Annotated in this window: 15 protein-coding genes and 2 tRNA genes; 9 read left to right on the top strand and 8 right to left on the bottom strand. The window is 59.2% G+C overall.

Annotated elements, in window-relative coordinates; all coding sequences use genetic code 11:
- The first annotated feature begins 8 nt into the window (after positions 1–8).
- On the top strand, positions 9–893 hold the full coding sequence (locus tag CJU81_RS24395; RefSeq protein WP_423814745.1) for a methyl-accepting chemotaxis protein: 885 nt from the start codon (positions 9–11) through the stop codon (positions 891–893).
- A 120-nt stretch (positions 894–1,013) separates the two neighbouring features.
- On the opposite strand, the gene CJU81_RS00745 is transcribed toward CJU81_RS24395, so the two are convergent.
- The 8 genes from CJU81_RS00745 to CJU81_RS00710 all read right to left on the bottom strand — a co-directional run bounded on the left by CJU81_RS00745 (position 1,014) and on the right by CJU81_RS00710 (position 9,962).
- Positions 1,014–2,567, bottom strand: a complete 1,554-nt coding sequence (locus CJU81_RS00745; RefSeq protein ID WP_095035118.1) for an ABC transporter permease — start codon at positions 2,565–2,567, stop codon at positions 1,014–1,016.
- The gene (locus tag CJU81_RS00740) at positions 2,567–3,592 is read right to left on the bottom strand and encodes an iron ABC transporter substrate-binding protein (protein ID WP_095035117.1); all 1,026 of its coding nucleotides are present in this window, start codon (positions 3,590–3,592) and stop codon (positions 2,567–2,569) included. Before CJU81_RS00740 ends, CJU81_RS00745 begins: the two co-directional genes overlap by 1 nt.
- A 265-nt stretch (positions 3,593–3,857) precedes the next feature.
- The gene (locus CJU81_RS00735; protein ID WP_254924739.1) at positions 3,858–4,949 is read right to left on the bottom strand and encodes a cytochrome-c peroxidase; all 1,092 of its coding nucleotides are present in this window, start codon (positions 4,947–4,949) and stop codon (positions 3,858–3,860) included.
- A complete protein-coding gene (locus CJU81_RS00730) occupies positions 4,946–7,720 on the bottom strand; it encodes a TonB-dependent receptor (protein ID WP_254924738.1) in 2,775 nt (924 codons plus the stop codon). The genes CJU81_RS00735 and CJU81_RS00730 overlap by 4 nt, the downstream gene beginning before the upstream one ends.
- 228 nt (positions 7,721–7,948) lie before the next feature.
- Positions 7,949–8,923, bottom strand: a complete 975-nt coding sequence (locus CJU81_RS00725) for a FecR family protein (RefSeq protein WP_095035114.1) — start codon at positions 8,921–8,923, stop codon at positions 7,949–7,951.
- Positions 8,916–9,422 (bottom strand): sigma-70 family RNA polymerase sigma factor, encoded by a 507-nt coding sequence (locus tag CJU81_RS00720; protein ID WP_095030453.1) that lies wholly within the window; start codon positions 9,420–9,422, stop codon positions 8,916–8,918. Before CJU81_RS00720 ends, CJU81_RS00725 begins: the two co-directional genes overlap by 8 nt.
- 192 nt (positions 9,423–9,614) lie before the next feature.
- A tRNA-Leu gene (locus CJU81_RS00715) sits at positions 9,615–9,701 on the bottom strand.
- Between the two features lie 174 nt (positions 9,702–9,875).
- A tRNA-Leu gene (locus CJU81_RS00710) sits at positions 9,876–9,962 on the bottom strand.
- A gap of 227 nt (positions 9,963–10,189) precedes the next feature.
- Between CJU81_RS00710 and rnr the strand changes: the two genes are divergently transcribed.
- From rnr to CJU81_RS00665, 8 genes are all read left to right on the top strand, one after another.
- Positions 10,190–12,853: a ribonuclease R gene (rnr, locus tag CJU81_RS00705; RefSeq protein WP_095035113.1), complete on the top strand. Its 2,664-nt coding sequence runs from the start codon at positions 10,190–10,192 to the stop codon at positions 12,851–12,853.
- On the top strand, positions 12,850–13,614 hold the full coding sequence (gene rlmB, locus CJU81_RS00700) for a 23S rRNA (guanosine(2251)-2'-O)-methyltransferase RlmB (RefSeq protein ID WP_095035112.1): 765 nt from the start codon (positions 12,850–12,852) through the stop codon (positions 13,612–13,614). The genes rnr and rlmB overlap by 4 nt, the downstream gene beginning before the upstream one ends.
- A 299-nt stretch (positions 13,615–13,913) precedes the next feature.
- A complete protein-coding gene (rpsF, locus tag CJU81_RS00695; RefSeq protein ID WP_003439045.1) occupies positions 13,914–14,339 on the top strand; it encodes a 30S ribosomal protein S6 in 426 nt (141 codons plus the stop codon).
- 28 nt (positions 14,340–14,367) lie between these two features.
- On the top strand, positions 14,368–14,598 hold the full coding sequence (gene rpsR / locus CJU81_RS00690) for a 30S ribosomal protein S18 (RefSeq protein WP_003171373.1): 231 nt from the start codon (positions 14,368–14,370) through the stop codon (positions 14,596–14,598).
- Between the two features lie 36 nt (positions 14,599–14,634).
- Entirely contained in the window at positions 14,635–15,531 is an 897-nt protein-coding gene (locus tag CJU81_RS00685; protein WP_095035111.1) for a hypothetical protein, read from the top strand.
- Positions 15,532–15,550: 19 nt separating this feature from the next.
- Positions 15,551–15,997, top strand: a complete 447-nt coding sequence (gene rplI, locus CJU81_RS00680; RefSeq protein WP_003439047.1) for a 50S ribosomal protein L9 — start codon at positions 15,551–15,553, stop codon at positions 15,995–15,997.
- A 121-nt stretch (positions 15,998–16,118) separates the two neighbouring features.
- Complete coding sequence (gene dnaB, locus CJU81_RS00675) at positions 16,119–17,513, top strand: replicative DNA helicase (RefSeq protein WP_095035110.1); 1,395 nt, start codon at positions 16,119–16,121, stop codon at positions 17,511–17,513.
- A 232-nt stretch (positions 17,514–17,745) separates the two neighbouring features.
- On the top strand, positions 17,746–20,052 hold the full coding sequence (locus CJU81_RS00665; RefSeq protein WP_095035108.1) for a YgiQ family radical SAM protein: 2,307 nt from the start codon (positions 17,746–17,748) through the stop codon (positions 20,050–20,052).
- Positions 20,053–20,076 lie beyond the last annotated feature (24 nt).

The following is a 20,076-nucleotide window of genomic DNA, read 5'->3' as shown; positions in this document are numbered from 1 at the left end:
TCGGCGACATGGCTGCGGCGGTCAACCGCTTTGTCGACAAGTTGCAGCCCATCGTGCGTGAGGCCGGTGATGTGGCGCAGCGCACCGGGGTGGAGATCGGTGTGATGACCTTGCGCAATGCCGGGGCCGATGCTGCCGCGCAGTTGCAGCGTGATGAAGTTGCCCAGAGCCTGCATGCACTGTCGACCATGGCGGATGCGGCGCAGTCGGAAAGCCAGGCGATGCAGGCAGCGCTCAGGCAGGTGGTCGATATTCGTCAGGCCACCGATGAAAACACCCGCACCTCGGCCAAGGTCGGGGGGCTGATCGAGGCGCTGGCCGGGCAGGTGGGCGAGGGAGCCAAGGTGATTGAGCGCCTGGCGCAGCAAAGCGAACAGATCGAAGTGGTCCTGACGGTGATTCACGGCATCGCCGAGCAAACCAATCTGCTGGCACTGAACGCGGCCATTGAAGCCGCGCGAGCGGGGGAGACTGGTCGAGGTTTTGCCGTTGTGGCTGATGAGGTGCGGGCACTGGCCAGCAAAACCCAAAGCTCCACCGGCGATATTCAGGCGCATATTGTGGCGTTGCAGCAGGGGGCCAAGGAAGCCGTGGCGGCCATTGGTCTGGCAGGGCGTCAGGCCGATGAGGGGCTGGCAGTGCTGCGCGGCAGCGTACAGTTGCAGAAGACTGTGCAGGCATCGGTCGAGCAGGTGCATAGCGCGATTGGTGATGCGACCAAGGCCGCCGAGCATCAGGCGCAGGGTGCGTATGCCGTGCGTGGGCGGGTTGAAGTGATCCATGCCCAGGCCGAACGTGCGGCCGAAGCGGTGACCCAGACCACGGCCAGCGGCAAGGTGCTGGACGGGTTGGCGGCGCAGCTCAAGGCGAGCCTGGGGCAGTTCAGGGCGTAGAGAAGCGGGGCTGCCCCTGTGGGAGCGGGCTTGCTCGCGATGCGGGCAACGCGGTGTATCTGCATGACCGCGTCGATGCCATCGCGGGCAAGCCCGCTCCCACAAGGACGGGCCTGAGGGTCAACGGCTCAAATACATCCTGGTGGTGAGCAAGTACACGGGTAGCCCGGACACCAGAATCAACAACGCTGCATAAGGCGCCGCCGCCGCAAACTCGATATTCGAAGTGTGGGACCAAACCTGCGTCGCCAAGGTGTTCAGCCCGGTGGGGCTGAGCAGCAAGGTGGCGGTCAGTTCCTTCATCGCATCCAGAAACACCAGGGCAAATGCGGCCCCCAGCGCCGGAAAGATGATCGGCAGGGTCACCCGGCAAAAGGCCGAAAACGAGGTGGCGCCCAGGGTGCGTGCGGCTTCTTCCAGTTGTGGGGCCGCCTTGTTCAGGGCTGTGCGGATGGGGGCCTGCGCCAGTGGCAAAAACAGCAGCGCATAAGCAATCAGCAACAGCGCGGACGTTTGGTACAGCGCCGGCACGAAGTGCAGGGCGAAATACACCAGCGCCAGGGCAATCACCAGTCCCGGCAGGGCGTGCAGCAGGTACGGCAAGCGTTCCGCCCAGATGGCCAGCGGGCCTTTGTAGCGCACCACCAGCAATCCGACCGGTACAGCCAGCACCAGGCACAGCGCTGCACCGCCCAGCGCCAGAGACAGCGACGAGAACAGTGCCTCGCCAATCTCGGCCAGAGGGAATGCTGCCGAGCTGCCCTTGACCAGCCAGTACACCAGCATGCCCAGCGGAATGCCGCTGCCAATCACGGCCAGCGCCAGGCAATACAGTTGCCCCGGCACCGACCACTTGCCCAGGCTTACTTGTTCCGCGTGCCGTGCGGCACCCTGGCCAATACGAATATGCCGGCCTTTGCCGCGTACCTTGAGTTCCAGCCACAACAGGCTCAGGCACATCACCAGCAGCACCGCAGACAGCATCGCCGCATTGGCATTGCTGAACTCCAGCTCGAATTGCTGATAAATCGCGGTGGTGAAGGTTTGCAGGCCGATGATCGACAGCGCCCCGAACTCCACCAGCATATGCAGGGCGATCAGTAACGAACCGGCCAGCAGCGAAGGCCAGAGCAGTGGCAGGGTGATGTTGAAAAACACCCCCCAGCGATTCTGCCCCAGAGTGCGGGCCGACTCTTCCAGGGCCGGGTCGAGGTTGCGCAGGGTTGCCGCGACCGGCAGAAAGATCAGCGGGTACTTGGACAAGCTCATCACCAGAATGGCCCCGCCCAGACCCTCGAAACTGGCGCTGAGTGATACCCAGGTGAAGCTGCTGACAAACGCCGGCACGGCAAATGGCAGGCACAGGATCACGCCCCACAAGCGCCGCCCTGCCAGATTGCTGCGCTCCAGCAACCAGGCCAGGGACAGGCCGACCAGCGCACAGGTCAGCGTGACGCCGACCATCAGCAGCAAGGTGTTGCGCATCAGGCCGAAGACATAAGGCCGCCACAACAGGTGCAGGGCTTCAGACCACCCGGCTTGCCAGGCTTTGGTGCCGACATACAACAGCGGCAACAGGCTCAGGCCCACCAGTAGCAGCACGGGCAGCAACAGCCAGATCGAAGGCTTCTTGCGGGTGGGCGTAAAGCGTGCAGGTTGAGCGGCCGACAGCATCAGAGCAGGCCTACATCACGTTCAAGGTCCAGCGCCTCTTCGGCGTTGCCCAGGTCGGCCGGAGTCACTTTAGGTGGTTGCAGCTCTTCAAATGGCTTCAGGCCACGTTCCGACACCATGCCTTTGCGCATCGGGTATTCAGCAGTGGTGTTGGTGATAACCCGCTGACCTTCTTCACTGGCCATGTAAGCCAGCAGTTGCTGGGCTTCCTTGGGGTGCTTGCTGGCCTTGATCACACCGGCGCTGGACACGGTGATCAAACCGCCGGCATCGCCATCGGTGAAGTAATACAGCTTGGAATCCAGCTGGCCCTTTTCGCGCTGCAAGGCAAACCAGTAGTAGTTGTTGACCAGTACGGCAGCCACTTCACCGTTTTCTACCGCTTTGAGTGCGACCATGTTGTTGGTGTAAGTCTTGCCGAACGCACGCAGGCCGGTCAGCCATTCTTCGGCAGCTTCACGCCCGTGCAGCTTGATGATGGCCACGGCCTGTTCCTGGAATGCACCGCTGGTGGGTACAAAACCGATCTTGCCTTGCCATTGCGGGTCGGCGAAATCCAGCACCGACTTGGGCAATTGGTCTTCGCTGATCTTTTTCGGGTTGAACGCCACAACGCGGGTACGCGCCGTTACACCGATCCAGGTGCCATTGGCGGCCACATACTCTTTGGGCAGGGCTTGCAGCGTGCTGTCATCGGCTTTGGCCAGAAAGCCCTGTTCGCCCAGGCTGTTCAGGGGCGGGGACTCTTCGGCGTAGAACACGTCGGCCGGCGAACGGTCGCCTTCTTCCATGATCTGGCTGGCCAGCTGGTTGCTGCTGCCTTTGCGCACGTTGACGTGGATGCCGGTCTTGGCCTCAAAGGCCTTGGCGAGGTTGTCACCGACTTCCTTGTGCTGGCCGTTGTACAGGGTCAGCGTCACAGGATCGGCAGCGTAGGCGGCGGGAGTGATCAGGGTCAGGCCAAGAGTTGCGATGGACAAACTGCGCAGTAGAAATGTCGCAAGCTGGGTATTTCGGAGCATCATTCGCTGGTTTCCTCGCTTGGGTACTACAAAACTTGTAACAATAATAAACGATATCGTTTCTCAAGTGCGCTTGCCCCAGCGTCCAATTGCACCAGTGCGACGAAATGTGATGTCGGCGGCCTGTTCTGCTTTTGTGGTGTTCATAAAATCGGCGGCTGGCGTGGGGCAGTGTGGGAGCGGGCTTGCCCGCGATGGTATCGACGTAGTTATCCCGGTAAACCGCAGTGCCTGCATCGCAGGCAAGCTACACAAAGCAAGGCGCTGCCTACAGCGTGTCGAGAAAGCTGCGCAGGGCCCGCAGTTCGTCCTTGTCCATGTTCAGCGCCTTGAGCCGGTCGCTGGTGCGCGGGAACAACGGGTCGTTGACCTGTTGCGCGCTGGGGCGGGGGCGAGGCATGCCCATGTTGTAGAACGCCAGCGTGCCTTCCATGTTCACAAACAGGCCGTTGTGCATCCATGGTGCGGTTTTCATCACCAGGCGCAATGACGGCGTACGAAATGCCCCCACGTCTTCTGGTTTGCGCGTTACTTCGTAGCGGCCGAGGTCTTCATATTTACGCCCGTAGTAACTCAGGCCGACGTTATGAAACTGCTCGTCGCTCAGTGCCGGGCCGAAGTGGCAGTTCATGCAGCGTGCCTTGGTGCGAAACAGATGCAGACCGTAGAGCTGCTCATCGCTCATGCGTTGCGGGCGCCCGCGCAACAGTTGCTCGAAGGCGGTGTTGCGCGTGGCGCTGACCAGTGTGCGCTGAAAGGTGGCCAGGGCCTGGGCGGTTTGCTGTGTGGTGATCGGGCCTGGCCCGAAAACCTGGGCAAACTCCTCGCGGTAGGCGCTATCGGTATTGAGCCGTTGCAGCAGTTGCGGGATGTCGAAGGCCATTTCCACCGGGTCGACGATGGGGTGCATGGCCTGTTGTTCGAGGTTGCCGCCGCGACCGTCCCAGAACAGCGCCGGGCTGTAGCCGCTCATTACCAGGCTGGGGGCATTGCGCCGACCGCTTTGGCGATCATGGCCGAAAGAGACACGGCGGCCATCGGCAAATGCCATGTCGGCTTCATGGCACGAGGCGCAGGCGATTTGCCCGGAGCGTGAGAGCTTGGGGTCGTTGAATAGCTTTTTGCCCAGCCCGGCCTTGGCCTCGCTGAACGTGTTTTCCGGTGGTGCGGGGGCATGGGCGGGCAGGGCGGCCATTTCCTGCCATTGCACATCGGCATCTACTTGGGGTGCAGGCCATTGGGCGACGGGCTGGCGGTACTGTTGGGCGATACAGGTCGTGTAGTCGGCGGCCTGCTCATCACAGGCGTTGGCACTCAGGGCCAGGCCGCCCAGGGTCAGGCCAAGGAACAGGGTCTTCAAAATTTATACCCCACTTCCAGCATGAATTGGCGACCGACTTCATAGTTGAGCACGCCGTTAGTGTCGGTGGAGCTGACGATGGTTTTGTCCAGCAGGTTGCTCACGTCGAGGTTGACGAACACGGCCTGGTCCTTGGCGGTGGGCATTTCCCAGGCAACCCGGGTGTCCCAGGTCAGTGCCCCGGAAAACGGCGTTTCTTCCCAGACATAGACGTTGCTGCCTTCGTGCTCGACCTTCTTGTTGGTGGAGGCAATGCGTCGGTAACCGTCCCGGTAACGCAGGAAGTTGGTCCAGGTCAGGTGCAGGGGCTCGACTTCTGTCACTGTGGTCAGGCGCGCGGTCCAGGGGCGGTTGTAGTTACTGGCAGGCATGTCGGAGTACTTCATGAACTTGCCGTCGTACTGGATCGTCGGGTCTTCCACGTAGATGGCGCCGATGCTGGCGCTGTAGCTGGACAGCCCGGTGTTGTTGATCTTGCTCCAGTCCATCGCGAACTGTGCGGTGGTGCGGGTACTGCCCAGGTTAAAGGGTTGCAGGGGGGTGATGCTGAGGGTGTAGATGTCGGCGTCGCTTTTGCCGCCGTTGTAGTAGGTGTAGTAGTTGGCAGCCAGGGTCGAGGTGTCTTCGGAGGGCTCGCCGATTTGCGCGCCCCAGGCGCGGCTGACCTGATCGCGGCCCTTGCGGTTGACGTATTTGACGGCGAATTCGGTGTTCCATTGCACATGGCTCAGGCCCAGGGTCAGTTCGTCGTCGTAAGGCACCTTGAGCTGGTTGAACTTGCTGTCGTTAGGGGTGTGCTTGCTCAGTTCCCAGGCGGACGTCTGGGTCTTGCGGGTGTGTTCGGTGCTCATGGAGGCAATGCCGTCGCGCAGGCGATAGGCATAGAGGTTGCGTCCGTAGTAGCGGTTGGCACCGGCGGTAAGGCGGGTCTTGCCGTCGCCAAAAATGTCCAGCTCTGTGGCCAGGCGCGGGGCGAAGGTGATCTGGTTCATGTAGTTGTCGCCGTCCACCCGGATGCCGGGCCTGACGGTGAGGCGCTTGTAGTGCATCTCGTCTTGCAGGTACAGCGCCCAAGAGCGTGTGTCGAAAGCAATTTTGCCTTGGGTGACGGTCATCTTGTTGGCGTACTGGCCAGGCCAGCCATTGATGGTTGGCGCCATTGAACACAGCGGGTCATTGCCGGTGCAGGACGTGGTCTTGTCCACCGCATAGCTGCTGTAGGGCGTACCGCGCTCATAGCTGGCCGAGTTTTGCGACAGCTCCAGGCCAGTTTGCAGCGAATGATCCACGCCCAGCCATTTGAAGCTGTTCCAGTCGGCCTTGAGTTTGTAAGCCAGGGTTTTTTGGGTTTCTTCGATATCGCCAAAACCGCCTTCGGTGGCGAATGCCGAGGTGCTCCAGTCGCGACTGGCCGAAGTTCGCCAGAGGATCATGTAGTCGCGGTCGGAATAGCGTGAGGTGTTCAGCTCGCTCCAGCTCAGGTTCTGCTCTACCCGGGCCAAGGGTGCGTTCCATACCAGGCGCGTACTGATACTGTCGCCACCGGCATCCATGTCGCGCCCGGATACCAGTGAGTTGGGGCCGTAAGTGCGGGCGGTTTCCGGTGCGTGGGTCAGGGTGGTGTCGAGCTTCCAGTCGTCGTTGATCTGCCAGGTGGCCTTGAGGAAATAGTTGTCGATGCGCCGCGATTGTTCTTCGGTCGCCATTGCCGTTTCGGTCTGGTTGGACACGGAAAACAGGCGGGTCGGCATGGTGGACTCTTTACGCGAGAAGGTGCCGAGCAATCCGAAGTTATCGGTCAGATGGCCTTCGAGGGTGGCGCGGGTGATGACTTTTTCGAAGTCAGGCTGGTAGCTGTTGCCAAAGCCGGCCTTGAAGTTTTCCAGGTCCGGGTCGTCTTTGTTCAAGTGATAGCGCGTCCACTCGGAGCGGGTCATTTGTACCGACACCTTACCGTGCAGTTCCTTGCTGGGGTCGCGGGTATTGGCTTCGACTACACCGCCATTGAAGCCGCCAAATTCCACCGGTACGTTGCTGTCGTAGACCTTGATGTTTTCCAGCAGGTCGGTGTCGAGTGCCAGGCCCTGGCTGCGGCCCGGTATTTCATCGAAGTCGTCGTTGCTGTTGCCCGGGTCCAGGTCGTTGTTCATGCTCATGCCGTCAACGATAAACAGGTTCTGCCAGGGCCGTGCGCCGTTGATGCTGATATCGGCGGGGGCAATTTCCCCCGGGTTTTTGCTGCTCAGCTGGCTGTTGTCGAACTGCACATTGGGGTTGGTGCGCAGCAGGCTGGTGATGTCGCCGTTGCCCGATGGCAGGTTTTCGATCATTTGCCGGTCGATTACCTGTTCGCCCTGAAATATCGGCTCCATGGCGGTGATGGGTGTGCTTTTGATCAGCAGCACATCGTTTGCGGCAGGCGGCAGAATCGAGGCGCTGTCGGCGGAGGTGATTTCCCATTGCATGCCACTGTCGCGCAGCAGGCGTGCCAGGGCTTTCTCGGCGCTCATGGGGCCATCCACAGGCGAGCTGTTCAGGCCGTTGAGCAATGTGCTTTCCGCGCTGACCTGCCAGCCCGACTGTTGGGAAAACGCAATCAGGGCGCTGGCCAAAGGCTGGGCCGGGATCTGGAAGTGCAGTTGTTGATGGCTGATTTGCGTGTCGGCTACCGGGCTGGCAGCGATAGCCAGTGAGGGCAGGCCGAGCAGCAGGGCCAGGGACAACGATCGATAGCGAGCAACACTGACACAACGCAAACGCGAAGAAGGCATGGGGTGACCTACGAAATGAAACGCCATAGTCACTAATGCGAATCTTTATCAGTGACGTTCGTAGGTAAAGACTCCCGGGCCTTCAGGATTTCCAGAAATAAATGAAAATAGTTTCGTCAGCGCAAGCCCTGTGCTGTGGGAGCGGGCTTGCTCGCGATGCTGGCACCGCGGTTTCTCTCGGTGAGCGCGTTGATGCTATCGCGAGCAAGCCCGCTCCCACAGGGAGGCTCAGGGTTTGCTCGAGACGATCAGGGTGTAGGGCACATTGTCCTGCAGGCGCCCGCCCAGAGGGGCAATGGCGGTTTGCAGTGCGCGCTTGGGGTCGCGCAGGTTCAGAGCCGCGGTGATGCGACGTTGCCCCAGCGCCTTGTCGGTCAGCAGAATCAGGCCCGGCTGATAGCGGCGCAGCTGCGTGATCACGTCATCGATCGATTGATCGACCGCCACCAGCTGCCAGCGACGCCAGGGTGCGATTTGCTCCTGGGGCAATTGCACGATGCGCGTGCGCTGGCCGTTCGCAGTGAAGTGCAGTTGGTCGCCATGGCCCAGCAGGTGCGTGGCCGAAACCGATGCTTGCGGTGTTTGCACCGCAACCGTGCCGCTCTCGACGCTGACGTCGACACCGTTGTCGTCCAGATTGACCGCAAACGCGGTACCGGTCACCCGAACCCGTACGTCACCGGCGTTGACGTAGAAGGCGCGGTTGGCATCGTGGGTCACCGAGAAAAATGCCTGACCGCGCAATAGCGTGACTTCTCGCTGTTCAGGGTTGAACTGCACATCGGCAAGGGTATTGCTGTCTAGAAGCATCTGACTGCCATCGCTGAGCGCGACGGTGCGGTGTTCGGCGGTGGGGCTGCGGTAGTCGGCTTGCATCGCTTGCCAGTCGGGGCCCCACATCAGCAGGGCGCTGGCGGCTACGGCGGCACCGACCAGTGCGCGCTTGCGCCGGCTCAGGCGGGTGGGAGGGCGTAAAGCCGTCGGCATCGGTGCTGGCTCTGTAGCAACCGGCAGGCTCAAGGCTTCGCCGCTCAAGCTCCAGACTTTCAGGGCCTTGCGATAGGCCGCGTCATGCTCGGGGGCGCTGGCCCGCCAGTGGTTCAGGCGCGCATTGAGTTCGGGGTCGTCCGGGTTCTCCTGGATCAGCAGCAGCCAGTCCAGTGCGGTTTCCCATATCGGGTTCGGGGGCGGTCGATCAGTCATCACTCAGTTGTTCCGCGCAGTAGGTCAGGGCGTCGCGGACCAATTGGTGGGCCAGGCTCACGGATATTCCAAGTTGCGTGCCGATTTGTTGAAACGTCAGGCCTTGCAGGCGATGCAGTACAAATGCCTGGCGCGTGCGTTCCGGCAAGCGCGACAAAGCATGTTGCAATTTGCGCAGTTCGTCCAGATGCAGAGCCTGTTGTTCGGGCGATGGCGTGTTGGAGGTGTGCTCGTCCAGTGATTCGCCGTGGGTGGTGTGGCGGTTTTCCAGGCTTGCCCGGCGATTGAGGTCAAAGGCCAGGTTGCGCACGATGCGATACAGATAGCCGACTGGTTGGGTCAGCGGGATGAGACTGTCCGCGCCCTGGCTGAAACGTAGCCAGGCGTCTTGAACCACATCTTCAGCCTTGGCCCGGCAGCCCACGATAGGGGCGGCGTAGTCGACCAGGGCGATGCGATGTGTCAGGTAGAGCTGGAGCCTGTCATTGGTGTCGGGCACGGGTATCCAGGAGGATGAGCCAGGGATCTGAAGTTGACCGGATATTAATGCGGATGAGATAGATTATCAAATACGACCTTTGGGCCGCAGATAAAAGGTATCGGGGAGGGCAGGAAGGAATCCCGGAAACTAAAAAGCCCGCTTTCGCGGGCTTTTTGAGTGGTTTTACAGGGTGAACCTGTAAACCTGAATTGGTGCCCAGAAGAAGACTCGAACTTCCACGACCTTGCGGTCACCAGCACCTGAAGCTGGCGTGTCTACCAATTTCACCATCTGGGCAGTATCAGCAACGTTGCCGCTGTTGATGTGGCGCATAATACGGAGAGCTTTTCGATCTGTAAACCCCTGTTTTAATTTTATTAAATCAGGGGCTTAGCTGACCTGGAATGCAAAAACCCGCTTTCGCGGGTTTTTGTGTGAGGCTGAAGAGTGTACTACTCTGCAATCTCGAATTGGTGCCCAGAAGAAGACTCGAACTTCCACGACCTTGCGATCACCAGCACCTGAAGCTGGCGTGTCTACCAATTTCACCATCTGGGCAGCATCTTCAACGCTGTTGCCGTTGTTGATGGCGCGCATCTTACGGACGAACCTTTGACCTGTAAAGCGTTGTGTTTAAAAATAGTGAAAATATTTCGCGAACGGTTGGTCGACAGCGGCAAAGCGCGTCAGAAAGGACTATTAAGGCCCGGTGAGTGCCTGAAATTTCCCGTTTCAATACGCGTATGCCAAACTAACCCGCATATAGACAAGGTGAAAACTATCTAATGGCCGATTGGCAGACCCTCGATCCCGAGGCCGCACGTGAAGCGGAAAAATACGAAAACCCTATCCCTAGCCGCGAACTGATCCTTCAGCACCTGGCCGAGCGTGGCTCGCCTGCTGCTCGTGAACAGTTGGTGGAAGAGTTCGGTCTGACTACAGAAGACCAAATCGAGGCCTTGCGCCGTCGCCTGCGTGCGATGGAGCGTGATGCCCAGCTGATTTACACCCGCCGTGGCACTTACGCGCCGGTGGACAAGCTCGACCTGATTCTCGGTCGCATCAGTGGTCACCGCGATGGCTTCGGCTTTCTGATCCCGGATGACGGCAGCGACGACCTGTTCATGAGCCCGGCGCAAATGCGTCTGGTGTTTGATGGTGATCGCGCGCTGGCCCGTGTTTCGGGGCTGGACCGCCGTGGTCGTCGCGAAGGCGTGATCGTCGAAGTGGTCTCTCGTGCTCACGAAACCATCGTGGGTCGCTACTTTGAAGAAGGCGGCATTGGCTTCGTAGTGGCCGACAACCCGAAGATCCAGCAGGAAGTGCTGGTGACCCCGGGTCGCAACGCTGGCGCAAAAGTCGGACAGTTCGTCGAAGTGAAGATCACTCACTGGCCGACGCCACGTTTCCAGCCGCAAGGCGATGTACTGGAGGTTGTAGGCAACTACATGGCTCCAGGCATGGAAATCGATATTGCCCTGCGTACTTACGACATTCCCCATGTCTGGCCGGAAGCTGTCCTTAAGGAAGCAAGCCGTCTGAAGCCGGAAGTCGAAGAAAAAGACAAAGAGAAGCGCATCGACCTGCGTCATCTGCCGTTCGTTACCATTGACGGCGAAGATGCCCGCGACTTCGATGACGCCGTATTCTGCGAAGCCAAGCCTGGCAAGCTGCGTCTGTTCTCAGGCGGCTGGAAGTTGTACGTGGCGATTGCCGACGTTTCCAGCTACGTGAAAATCGGTTCGGCCCTGGATGCCGAAGCCCAGGTTCGCGGCAACTCGGTTTACTTCCCTGAGCGCGTGATCCCGATGCTGCCTGAGCAGCTGTCCAACGGTCTGTGCTCCCTGAACCCGAAAGTCGACCGTTTGGCCATGGTTTGTGAGATGACCATCTCCAAAACCGGCGAAATGACCGACTACCAGTTCTACGAGGCGGTGATCCACTCCCAGGCACGTCTGACCTACAACAAGGTCAGCACTATTCTGGAGCAGCCGAAAACCAGCGAAGCCAAGCAGCTGCGCAGCGAATATGCTGATGTAGTGCCGCACCTCAAGCAGCTTTACTCGCTGTACAAGGTGCTGCTGACCGCTCGTCATACCCGTGGCGCGATTGATTTTGAGACCCAGGAAACCCGGATCATCTTCGGTTCCGATCGCAAAATCGCCGACATTCGCCCAACCACCCGTAACGATGCGCACAAGCTGATCGAAGAGTGCATGCTGGCGGCCAACGTGGCCACCGCCGAGTTCCTCAAGAAGCACGAGATTCCTGCGCTGTATCGTGTTCACGATGGTCCGCCGCCGGAGCGTCTGGAAAAACTGCGTGCGTTCCTCGGTGAGCTGGGTCTGAGCCTGCACAAGGGCAAAGACGGTCCGTCGCCGAAGGATTACCAGGCATTGCTGGCCAGCATCAAGGATCGTCCGGACTTCCATCTGATCCAGACCGTAATGCTGCGTTCGCTGAGCCAGGCGGTGTACAGCTCTGATAACCAGGGCCACTTCGGCCTGAATTATGAAGCCTACACCCACTTCACCTCGCCGATTCGCCGCTACCCGGACCTGTTGACGCACCGTGCGATCCGTAGCGTGATCCATTCCAAAATGGATACCCCGCACGTTCGCCGTGCTGGCGCGATGACCATTCCGAAAGCGCGGATTTATCCGTACGACGAAGCGATCCTTGAGCAGCTCGGTGAGCAGTGCTCGATGAGTGAGCGCCGTGCCGACGAAGCCACCCGCGACGTGACCAACTGGCTCAAGTGCGAGTTCATGAAGGATCGTGTAGGCGAGTCGTTCCCGGGTGTTGTGACGGCAGTGACCGGTTTTGGCCTGTTTGTGGAGCTGACCGATATCTATGTTGAAGGTCTGGTTCACGTAACTGCCTTGCCGGGCGATTACTACCACTTTGATCCTGTGCATCACCGCCTGGCGGGCGAGCGCACCGGTCGCAGCTTCCGCTTGGGCGATACCGTTGAAGTGCGGGTCATGCGCGTCGATCTCGACGAGCGCAAGATCGACTTCGAAATGGCGGAAAAAACCCTCAGTGCGCCGATTGGTCGTAAAAATCGCACTGCTGATGCGCCGAAAGCCAAAAATGCTGGCAAGTCGGGCACCAAGCCTACTGAAAAGCCGGTTGAGCCTGCCCCGGCAGCGCGCCGCAGTGCGCCAGCCAAGGCGGTGAAAAAGTCGTCCGATGAGACTTACCGTCCTGGGGACGCGGCGGCCAATAACGCCGAGCTGCGCAAAAGCCGTGAATTGAAACAGGCGCTGTTGGCCGAATCGAAAAGCGGCGGTCGGACATCGGAGCCGGGAAAGTCGAGTAGGGGGGCGCCTGCAAAAGATGCGGGCAAGCCTTCCAAGCCGAGCAAACATCGTAAAGGCCCGCCAAAATCGGGCACCGCTCCAGCCGCCAAAAGCGGCGGGGCGCGCAAACCTAAGGCCAAGTCATGAGTCTGGAAAAAATCTACGGCGTGCATGCCGTAGAAGCATTGCTGCGTCACCATCCCAAGCGCGTCAAGCAGGTATGGCTGGCAGAAGGCCGCAGTGATCCGCGGGTACAAACGCTGATCGAACTGGCCAACGAAAACCGTGTGGCGGTTGGCCAGGCCGAGCGTCGTGAAATGGACGTCTGGGTAGAAGGCGTGCACCAGGGTGTGGTGGCGGACGTTAGTCCGAGCCAGGTCTGGGGCGAAGCCATGCTCGACGAGCTGCTCGATCGCACCGAAGGTGCACCGTTGCTGCTGGTGCTGGACGGCGTGACCGATCCTCACAACCTGGGTGCTTGCTTGCGTTCGGCGGATGCCGCCGGTGCGCTGGCTGTAATCGTGCCGAAGGACAAGTCTGCAACATTGACGCCGACTGTACGAAAAGTAGCCTGTGGCGCAGCGGAAGTTATTCCGTTGGTGGCTGTGACTAACCTGGCGCGCACCCTGGAAAAGCTCCAGCAGCGCGGCTTGTGGGTTGTCGGCACGGCCGGTGAAGCGGAAGTCAGCATTTATGATCAGGACCTGACCGGTCCAACCATCCTGATCATGGGTGCAGAAGGCAAGGGCATGCGTCGTCTGACCCGTGAGCATTGCGACTACCTGGTTAACCTGCCGATGGCTGGCAGTGTCAGCAGTCTGAACGTTTCGGTAGCGACAGGCGTTTGTCTGTTCGAAGCTCAGCGTCAGCGTAGCGTCAAGGCCAAGACGTCTTCGAAGAAGAAGTAAGCAACACCCCTGTGGGAGCCAGCCTGCTGGCGAAGGTATCGACACGGTCTGTCTGGCAGGTCGCGTTGCCTACTTCGCCAGCAGGCTGGCTCCCACAGTTGTATTTGTGTGTGAGTGGTCGGGATTGTTCAAATAATCACCAATTGCCTTGCGCGCCCGTTGTCCCTTCTCTACAATTGCGCCCCTTGCCGTCATGGCGGGCGCATATGTGCCTCTCTAGGCAAGACACACAAGTGTCATTCACTCCTTGTCTGACCGCTTTTTAGTTAGCGGCAGGCTACAACCCGTAAGGAGCATTCATGCGTCATTACGAAATCATCTTTTTGGTCCACCCGGATCAAAGCGAACAAGTCGGCGGCATGGTAGAGCGTTACACCAAGCTGATCGAAGAAGACGGCGGCAAAATCCACCGTCTGGAAGATTGGGGCCGTCGTCAACTGGCCTACGCAATCAACAATGTTCACAAGGCTCACTACGTGATGCTGAACGTTGAGTGCACTGGCAAAGCCCTGGCTGAGCTGGAAGACAACTTCCGTTACAACGATGCTGTGATCCGTAACCTGGTCATCCGTCGCGACGAAGCCGTAACTGGCCAGTCCGAGATGCTCAAGGCTGAAGAGAACCGCAGTGAGCGCCGTGAGCGTCGTGACCGTCCTGAGCATTCTGACAGCGCCGATGGCGATGACAGCGATAACAGCGACGCCAGCGATAACGCTGACGAGTAATCCACGGACCTTTTGAGGAGCCAATTACATGGCACGTTTCTTCCGTCGTCGTAAATTCTGCCGCTTCACCGCAGAAGAAGTGAAAGAGATCGATTACAAGGATCTCAACACTCTGAAAGCTTACGTATCCGAGACCGGCAAAATTGTTCCAAGCCGCATCACCGGTACTAAAGCTCGTTATCAGCGTCAGCTGGCCACCGCTATCAAGCGCGCCCGCTTCCTGGCCCTGCTGGCCTACACCGACAGCCACGGCCGCTGAGACCGGGCAGTCGACAAGTAGTAAAGGATTGAAAGCATGCGCGCCTTAGCTGAGTTCATCATGCGAGGCCGTGTGCAGGCCACGTTAATCGTGGCCGGATGTGCGGCATTGCCGTTCTTGTTCTGGTTGAGTGCTGCTGCAGGGTGCCTTGTGCTTCTGCGGCGCGGTCCGAGAGATGCGTTGAGCATCCTCTCATGGGCGTTACTGCCGGCCTTGGTCTGGTGGTTTATCGGGGAACCTCGCACCCTTATGGTGCTGCTGGGAACCCTGGGGCTGGCGTTGATGTTACGCGCCGGTCAGTCCTGGAATCGCGTGCTGCTGGTCAGCGTAGCGTTGGGTGTGGTGTATGGCGTGATCTTGGGTACGGTTTTCCGCGAACCCATTGGTGCGATGGCGCAGGAGTTGGAAAAACTTCTGCCGCAGGTCCTCAATGGTCTCTACGACAAGTTGTCCGACGTAGAGCGAGCGCGCCTTGGAGCACTGATTGCACCCGTCCTTACCGGTTTGATTGCAGCTTTGATGCAGGTCGTCAGCGTGCTTAGCCTGATGCTTGGGCGTTACTGGCAGGCGTTGTTGTATAATCCGGGTGGTTTTGCCAGCGAATTTCGCAGCATCCGCCTACCGCTGGGACCAGCGCTCGTATTGCTGGCGTGCATGCTTGTAGGGCCGAACTTCGGTCCCGAAATGGCCATGCTTACGCCGTTGTGCAGCGTAGCGTTGTTCTTCGCCGGGCTGGCCCTGATTCACGGGCTGGTGGCGCAAAAGCGACTGGCCAAGTTTTGGCTGGTGGGGTTGTACGTCACGCTGTTGCTGTTTATGCAGCTGATCTATCCGTTGCTCGTGGTTTTGGCCATTGTCGACAGCCTGATTGATTTTCGCGGACGTCTGGCGCCCAAAGGCACCGATAAAGACTCTGCGGACGGTGAAGGTTAAAAGTTAAGAGGATTTTCACATGCAACTGATCCTTCTGGAAAAAGTCGCGAACCTGGGCAACCTGGGCGACAAAGTAAATGTTAAGGCCGGTTACGGTCGTAACTACCTGCTGCCGTACGGCAAAGCTACCGCTGCAACCGCTGCCAACCTGGCTGCGTTTGAAGAGCGTCGTGCTGAGCTGGAACAAGCTGCTGCAGACAAAAAAGCTTCGGCTGAAACACGCGCTGCCCAACTGGCTGAGCTGGAAGTGACTATCACTGCCACCGCTGGCGACGAAGGCAAGCTGTTCGGCTCGATCGGCACTCACGACATCGCTGATGCACTGACCGCCTCGGGCGTTGAAGTTGCTAAAAGCGAAGTTCGTCTGCCGAACGGCACTATCCGCAACGTTGGCGAATTCGACGTGGCTGTGCACCTGCACGCCGAAGTTGAAGCAACCGTACGCGTTGTTGTGGTAGCTGCTTAAGCAGTCTTAACTGACTGGCACCTTGTGTGCTGGACGGTTAACATCGGGCACGATCCTGTTTACAGGTCGTGCCCTTTGTCTTTCTGCAGTTTCTGATTTTTCATACCTATTCCAAGTGGCCATGAACGATATCTCCGCTCCTGAGCAATACGATCTACAAACCGCAGCCCTGAAGGTGCCTCCGCACTCCATCGAGGCCGAACAGGCTGTGCTCGGTGGTTTGATGCTGGATAACAACGCCTGGGAACGCGTGCTGGATCAGGTCTCGGACGGTGATTTCTATCGACATGACCATCGCCTGATCTTCCGCGCCATTGCCAAATTGGCGGACCAGAACTCGCCGATCGACGTCGTGACCCTTGCCGAGCAATTGGACAAGGAAGGTCAGACGTCGCAAGTGGGTGGTCTGGGTTACCTCGGTGAGCTGGCAAAAAACACGCCGTCGGTCGCCAACATCAAGGCCTATGCGCAGATCGTTCGCGAGCGCGCGACCTTGCGCCAGTTGATCGGCATCAGCACCGAGATCGCCGACAGTGCCTTCAACCCTGAAGGCCGCAATGCTGCCGAAATTCTCGACGAGGCCGAGCGCCAGATCTTCGCGATTGCCGAGGCCCGGCCAAAAACCGGCGGCCCGGTGAGCGTCAACGATCTGTTGACCAAAGCCATCGACCGTATCGACACGCTGTTCAATACCGACAACGCCATCACCGGCCTGTCCACCGGCTACACCGACCTGGACGGCATGACCAGCGGCCTGCAGCCTGCCGACCTGATCATCGTGGCGGGTCGTCCATCGATGGGTAAAACCACCTTTGCGATGAACCTCGTTGAAAACGCAGTGTTGCGCAGCGAAAAAGCGGTACTGGTTTACTCCCTCGAGATGCCAGGTGAATCGCTGATCATGCGTATGCTGTCGTCGCTTGGGCGTATCGACCAGACCAAGGTCCGGGCCGGTCGCCTTGAAGACGACGATTGGCCGCGCCTGACGTCGGCGGTCAACCTGCTCAACGACCGCAAGCTGTTTATCGACGATACGGCTGGCATCAGCCCATCGGAAATGCGCGCCCGTACCCGACGACTGGTACGTGAGCACGGCGATATCGGCCTGATCATGATCGACTACCTGCAATTGATGCAGATCCCGGGTTCGGGCGGTGACAACCGGACCAATGAAATTTCCGAAATCTCCCGATCCCTCAAGGCGCTGGCCAAGGAATTCAACTGCCCGGTAGTGGCGTTGTCGCAGCTCAACCGCTCCCTTGAGCAGCGCCCCAACAAGCGCCCGATCAACTCCGACTTGCGTGAGTCCGGAGCCATCGAGCAGGATGCCGACGTCATCATGTTCGTGTATCGCGACGAGGTGTACCACCCCGAGACCGAGCACAAAGGTATTGCCGAGATCATCATCGGCAAGCAGCGTAACGGCCCTATCGGGACGACGCGCCTGGCGTTTATCGGTAAATACACGCGCTTTGAAAACCTGGCGCCGGGCAGCTACAACTTCGACGACGATTAACCTGTCCGGCTTCTGTGGGAGTTGGCCTGCCAGCGATAGAATTGACGCGGTCAATCAGATAGACCGCGCCGCCTGAATCGCGAGCAAGCTCGCTCCCACAGACAATATGCCTGTACCCATCAATTCCGACCATCGCCGTCGGAATTGGTCATTTTTTGTGCTATATTCCGCGCCCGCGAATTTCTTAGTAAATGCCGCGCCCCCTTTTTTGCACTCAACACCGGTCATCGACATGCAATCAGCCAAGCCTCTATTTGACTATCCGAAGTACTGGGCCGAATGTTTCGGCCCAGCACCATTCCTGCCAATGAGCAGGGAGGAGATGGATCAGCTTGGCTGGGATTCATGCGACATCATCATCGTGACCGGTGATGCCTATGTCGATCATCCTTCGTTCGGCATGGCCATCATTGGTCGTTTGCTGGAGTCCCAGGGTTTCCGTGTGGGCATCATTGCGCAGCCGAACTGGCAGTCCAAAGACGACTTCATGAAGCTGGGCGAGCCAAACCTGTTCTTCGGCGTTGCCGCCGGCAACATGGACTCGATGATCAACCGCTACACCGCCGACAAAAAGATCCGTTCCGATGACGCCTACACCCCTGGTGGCATGGCTGGAAAACGTCCGGATCGCGCCAGCCTGGTGTACAGCCAGCGTTGTAAAGAAGCCTACAAGAATGTGCCGATTGTCCTCGGCGGCATCGAAGCGTCCCTGCGCCGTATCGCGCATTACGATTACTGGCAGGACCGTGTCCGCAACTCGATCCTGATCGACGCCTGCGCCGACATCCTGCTGTACGGCAACGCCGAGCGCGCCATTGTTGAAGTGGCCCAGCGTCTGTCCTACGGCCACAAGATTGAAGACATTACCGATGTGCGCGGTACCGCGTTCATTCGCCGCGATACGCCTAAAGACTGGTATGAAGTCGATTCAACCCGTATTGACCGTCCGGGCAAGGTCGACAAGATCATCAACCCGTACGTCAACACCCAGGACACCCAGGCCTGCGCCATCGAGCAGGAAAAGGGCCCGGTTGAAGATCCGAACGAAGCCAAGGTCGTGCAAATCCTGGCCAGCCCGCGCATGACCCGCGACAAGACGGTTATCCGCTTGCCTTCCGTCGAGAAAGTGCGTGGGGATGCAGTGCTTTATGCCCACGCCAACCGCGTGTTGCACCTTGAAACCAACCCGGGCAACGCCCGTGCGCTGGTGCAAAAGCACGGCGAAGTGGATGTGTGGTTCAACCCGCCACCGATCCCTATGACCACTGAAGAAATGGACTACGTGTTTGGCATGCCTTACGCACGTATTCCCCATCCTGCGTACGGCAAGGAAAAAATCCCGGCCTACGACATGATCCGCTTCTCGGTGAACATCATGCGTGGCTGCTTTGGTGGTTGCACCTTCTGCTCGATTACCGAGCACGAAGGCCGCATCATCCAGAACCGCTCCGAAGAGTCGATCATTCGCGAAATCGAAGAGATCCGCGACAAGGTTCCGGGTTTCACCGGCGTTATTTCCGACCTCGGCGGCCCGACTGCGAACATGTATCGCATTGCCTGCAAAACGCCGGAAATCGAATCCGCGTGCCGCAAGCCGTCCTGCGTATTCCCGGGCATCTGCCCGAACCTGAACACTGACCACTCGTCGCTGATTCAGCTGTACCGCAGTGCGCGTGCCTTGCCGGGCGTGAAGAAAATCCTGATCGCTTCCGGTCTGCGCTACGACCTTGCCGTCGAGTCCCCGGAATACGTGAAGGAACTGGTAACCCACCACGTAGGTGGTTACCTGAAGATCGCCCCGGAACACACCGAGGAAGGTCCGCTCAACCAGATGATGAAGCCGGGCATTGGCAGCTATGACAAGTTCAAGCGCATGTTCGAGAAGTACACCAAGGAAGCAGGCAAAGAGCAGTACCTGATCCCGTACTTCATTGCGGCCCACCCGGGCACCAAAGATGAAGACATGATGAACCTGGCGATCTGGCTCAAGACCAACGGTTTCCGTGCCGACCAGGTGCAGGCGTTCTACCCGTCGCCGATGGCCACCGCCACCGCGATGTACCACTCGGGCAAGAACCCGCTGCGCAAGGTCACGTACAAGAGCGATTCGGTGACCATCGTCAAAAGCGAAGAGCAGCGCCGTCTACACAAGGCGTTCCTGCGCTACCACGACCCGAAAGGCTGGCCGATGCTGCGTGAGGCGCTGACCCGCATGGGCCGTGCCGACCTCATCGGTTCAGGCAAGGATCAACTGATCCCGTTGCATCAGCCTGCAACCGACAGCTACCAGAGTGCGCGTCGCAAAAACTCGACACCTGCCGGCAGCCACAAGGTGGCTGGTGAGAAGACCACCAAGATCCTTACCCAGCACACCGGCCTGCCGCCGCGTGCCAGTGATGGTGGTAACCCGTGGGACAAGCGTGAACAGGCCAAGGCTGCTGCGTTTGCCCGCAACAAGCAGGCCGCCAAGGAGCGCCAGGAAGCAGCCAAGGGCGGCAAGAGCCAGCGTCCGGCCCGCAAGCCGGTAGTGCCGCGCTAAATAAATCACGGCATTGTGGGAGCG

The organism is Pseudomonas fragi, from assembly GCF_002269505.1.
In the GTDB taxonomy this organism is placed as follows: Bacteria; Pseudomonadota; Gammaproteobacteria; order Pseudomonadales; family Pseudomonadaceae; genus Aquipseudomonas; species Aquipseudomonas fragi_D.
Note: the sequence above shows the minus strand (reverse complement) of the source record. Positions and strands in the feature narration are given on the sequence as shown.

What these genes read in the sequence shown, in the direction of transcription:
- CJU81_RS24395 (WP_423814745.1), top strand. Translation starts at nt 9, where the DNA reads ATGGCTGCGGCGGTCAACCGCTTTGTCGACAAGTTGCAGCCCATCGTG.
- CJU81_RS00745 (WP_095035118.1), bottom strand. Translation starts at nt 2,567, where the DNA reads ATGCTGTCGGCCGCTCAACCTGCACGCTTTACGCCCACCCGCAAGAAG.
- CJU81_RS00740 (WP_095035117.1), bottom strand. Translation starts at nt 3,592, where the DNA reads ATGATGCTCCGAAATACCCAGCTTGCGACATTTCTACTGCGCAGTTTG.
- CJU81_RS00730 (WP_254924738.1), bottom strand. Translation starts at nt 7,720, where the DNA reads ATGCCTTCTTCGCGTTTGCGTTGTGTCAGTGTTGCTCGCTATCGATCG.
- CJU81_RS00725 (WP_095035114.1), bottom strand. Translation starts at nt 8,923, where the DNA reads ATGACTGATCGACCGCCCCCGAACCCGATATGGGAAACCGCACTGGAC.
- rnr (WP_095035113.1), top strand. Translation starts at nt 10,190, where the DNA reads ATGGCCGATTGGCAGACCCTCGATCCCGAGGCCGCACGTGAAGCGGAA.
- rlmB (WP_095035112.1), top strand. Translation starts at nt 12,850, where the DNA reads ATGAGTCTGGAAAAAATCTACGGCGTGCATGCCGTAGAAGCATTGCTG.
- rpsF (WP_003439045.1), top strand. Translation starts at nt 13,914, where the DNA reads ATGCGTCATTACGAAATCATCTTTTTGGTCCACCCGGATCAAAGCGAA.
- rpsR (WP_003171373.1), top strand. Translation starts at nt 14,368, where the DNA reads ATGGCACGTTTCTTCCGTCGTCGTAAATTCTGCCGCTTCACCGCAGAA.
- CJU81_RS00685 (WP_095035111.1), top strand. Translation starts at nt 14,635, where the DNA reads ATGCGCGCCTTAGCTGAGTTCATCATGCGAGGCCGTGTGCAGGCCACG.
- rplI (WP_003439047.1), top strand. Translation starts at nt 15,551, where the DNA reads ATGCAACTGATCCTTCTGGAAAAAGTCGCGAACCTGGGCAACCTGGGC.
- dnaB (WP_095035110.1), top strand. Translation starts at nt 16,119, where the DNA reads ATGAACGATATCTCCGCTCCTGAGCAATACGATCTACAAACCGCAGCC.
- CJU81_RS00665 (WP_095035108.1), top strand. Translation starts at nt 17,746, where the DNA reads ATGCAATCAGCCAAGCCTCTATTTGACTATCCGAAGTACTGGGCCGAA.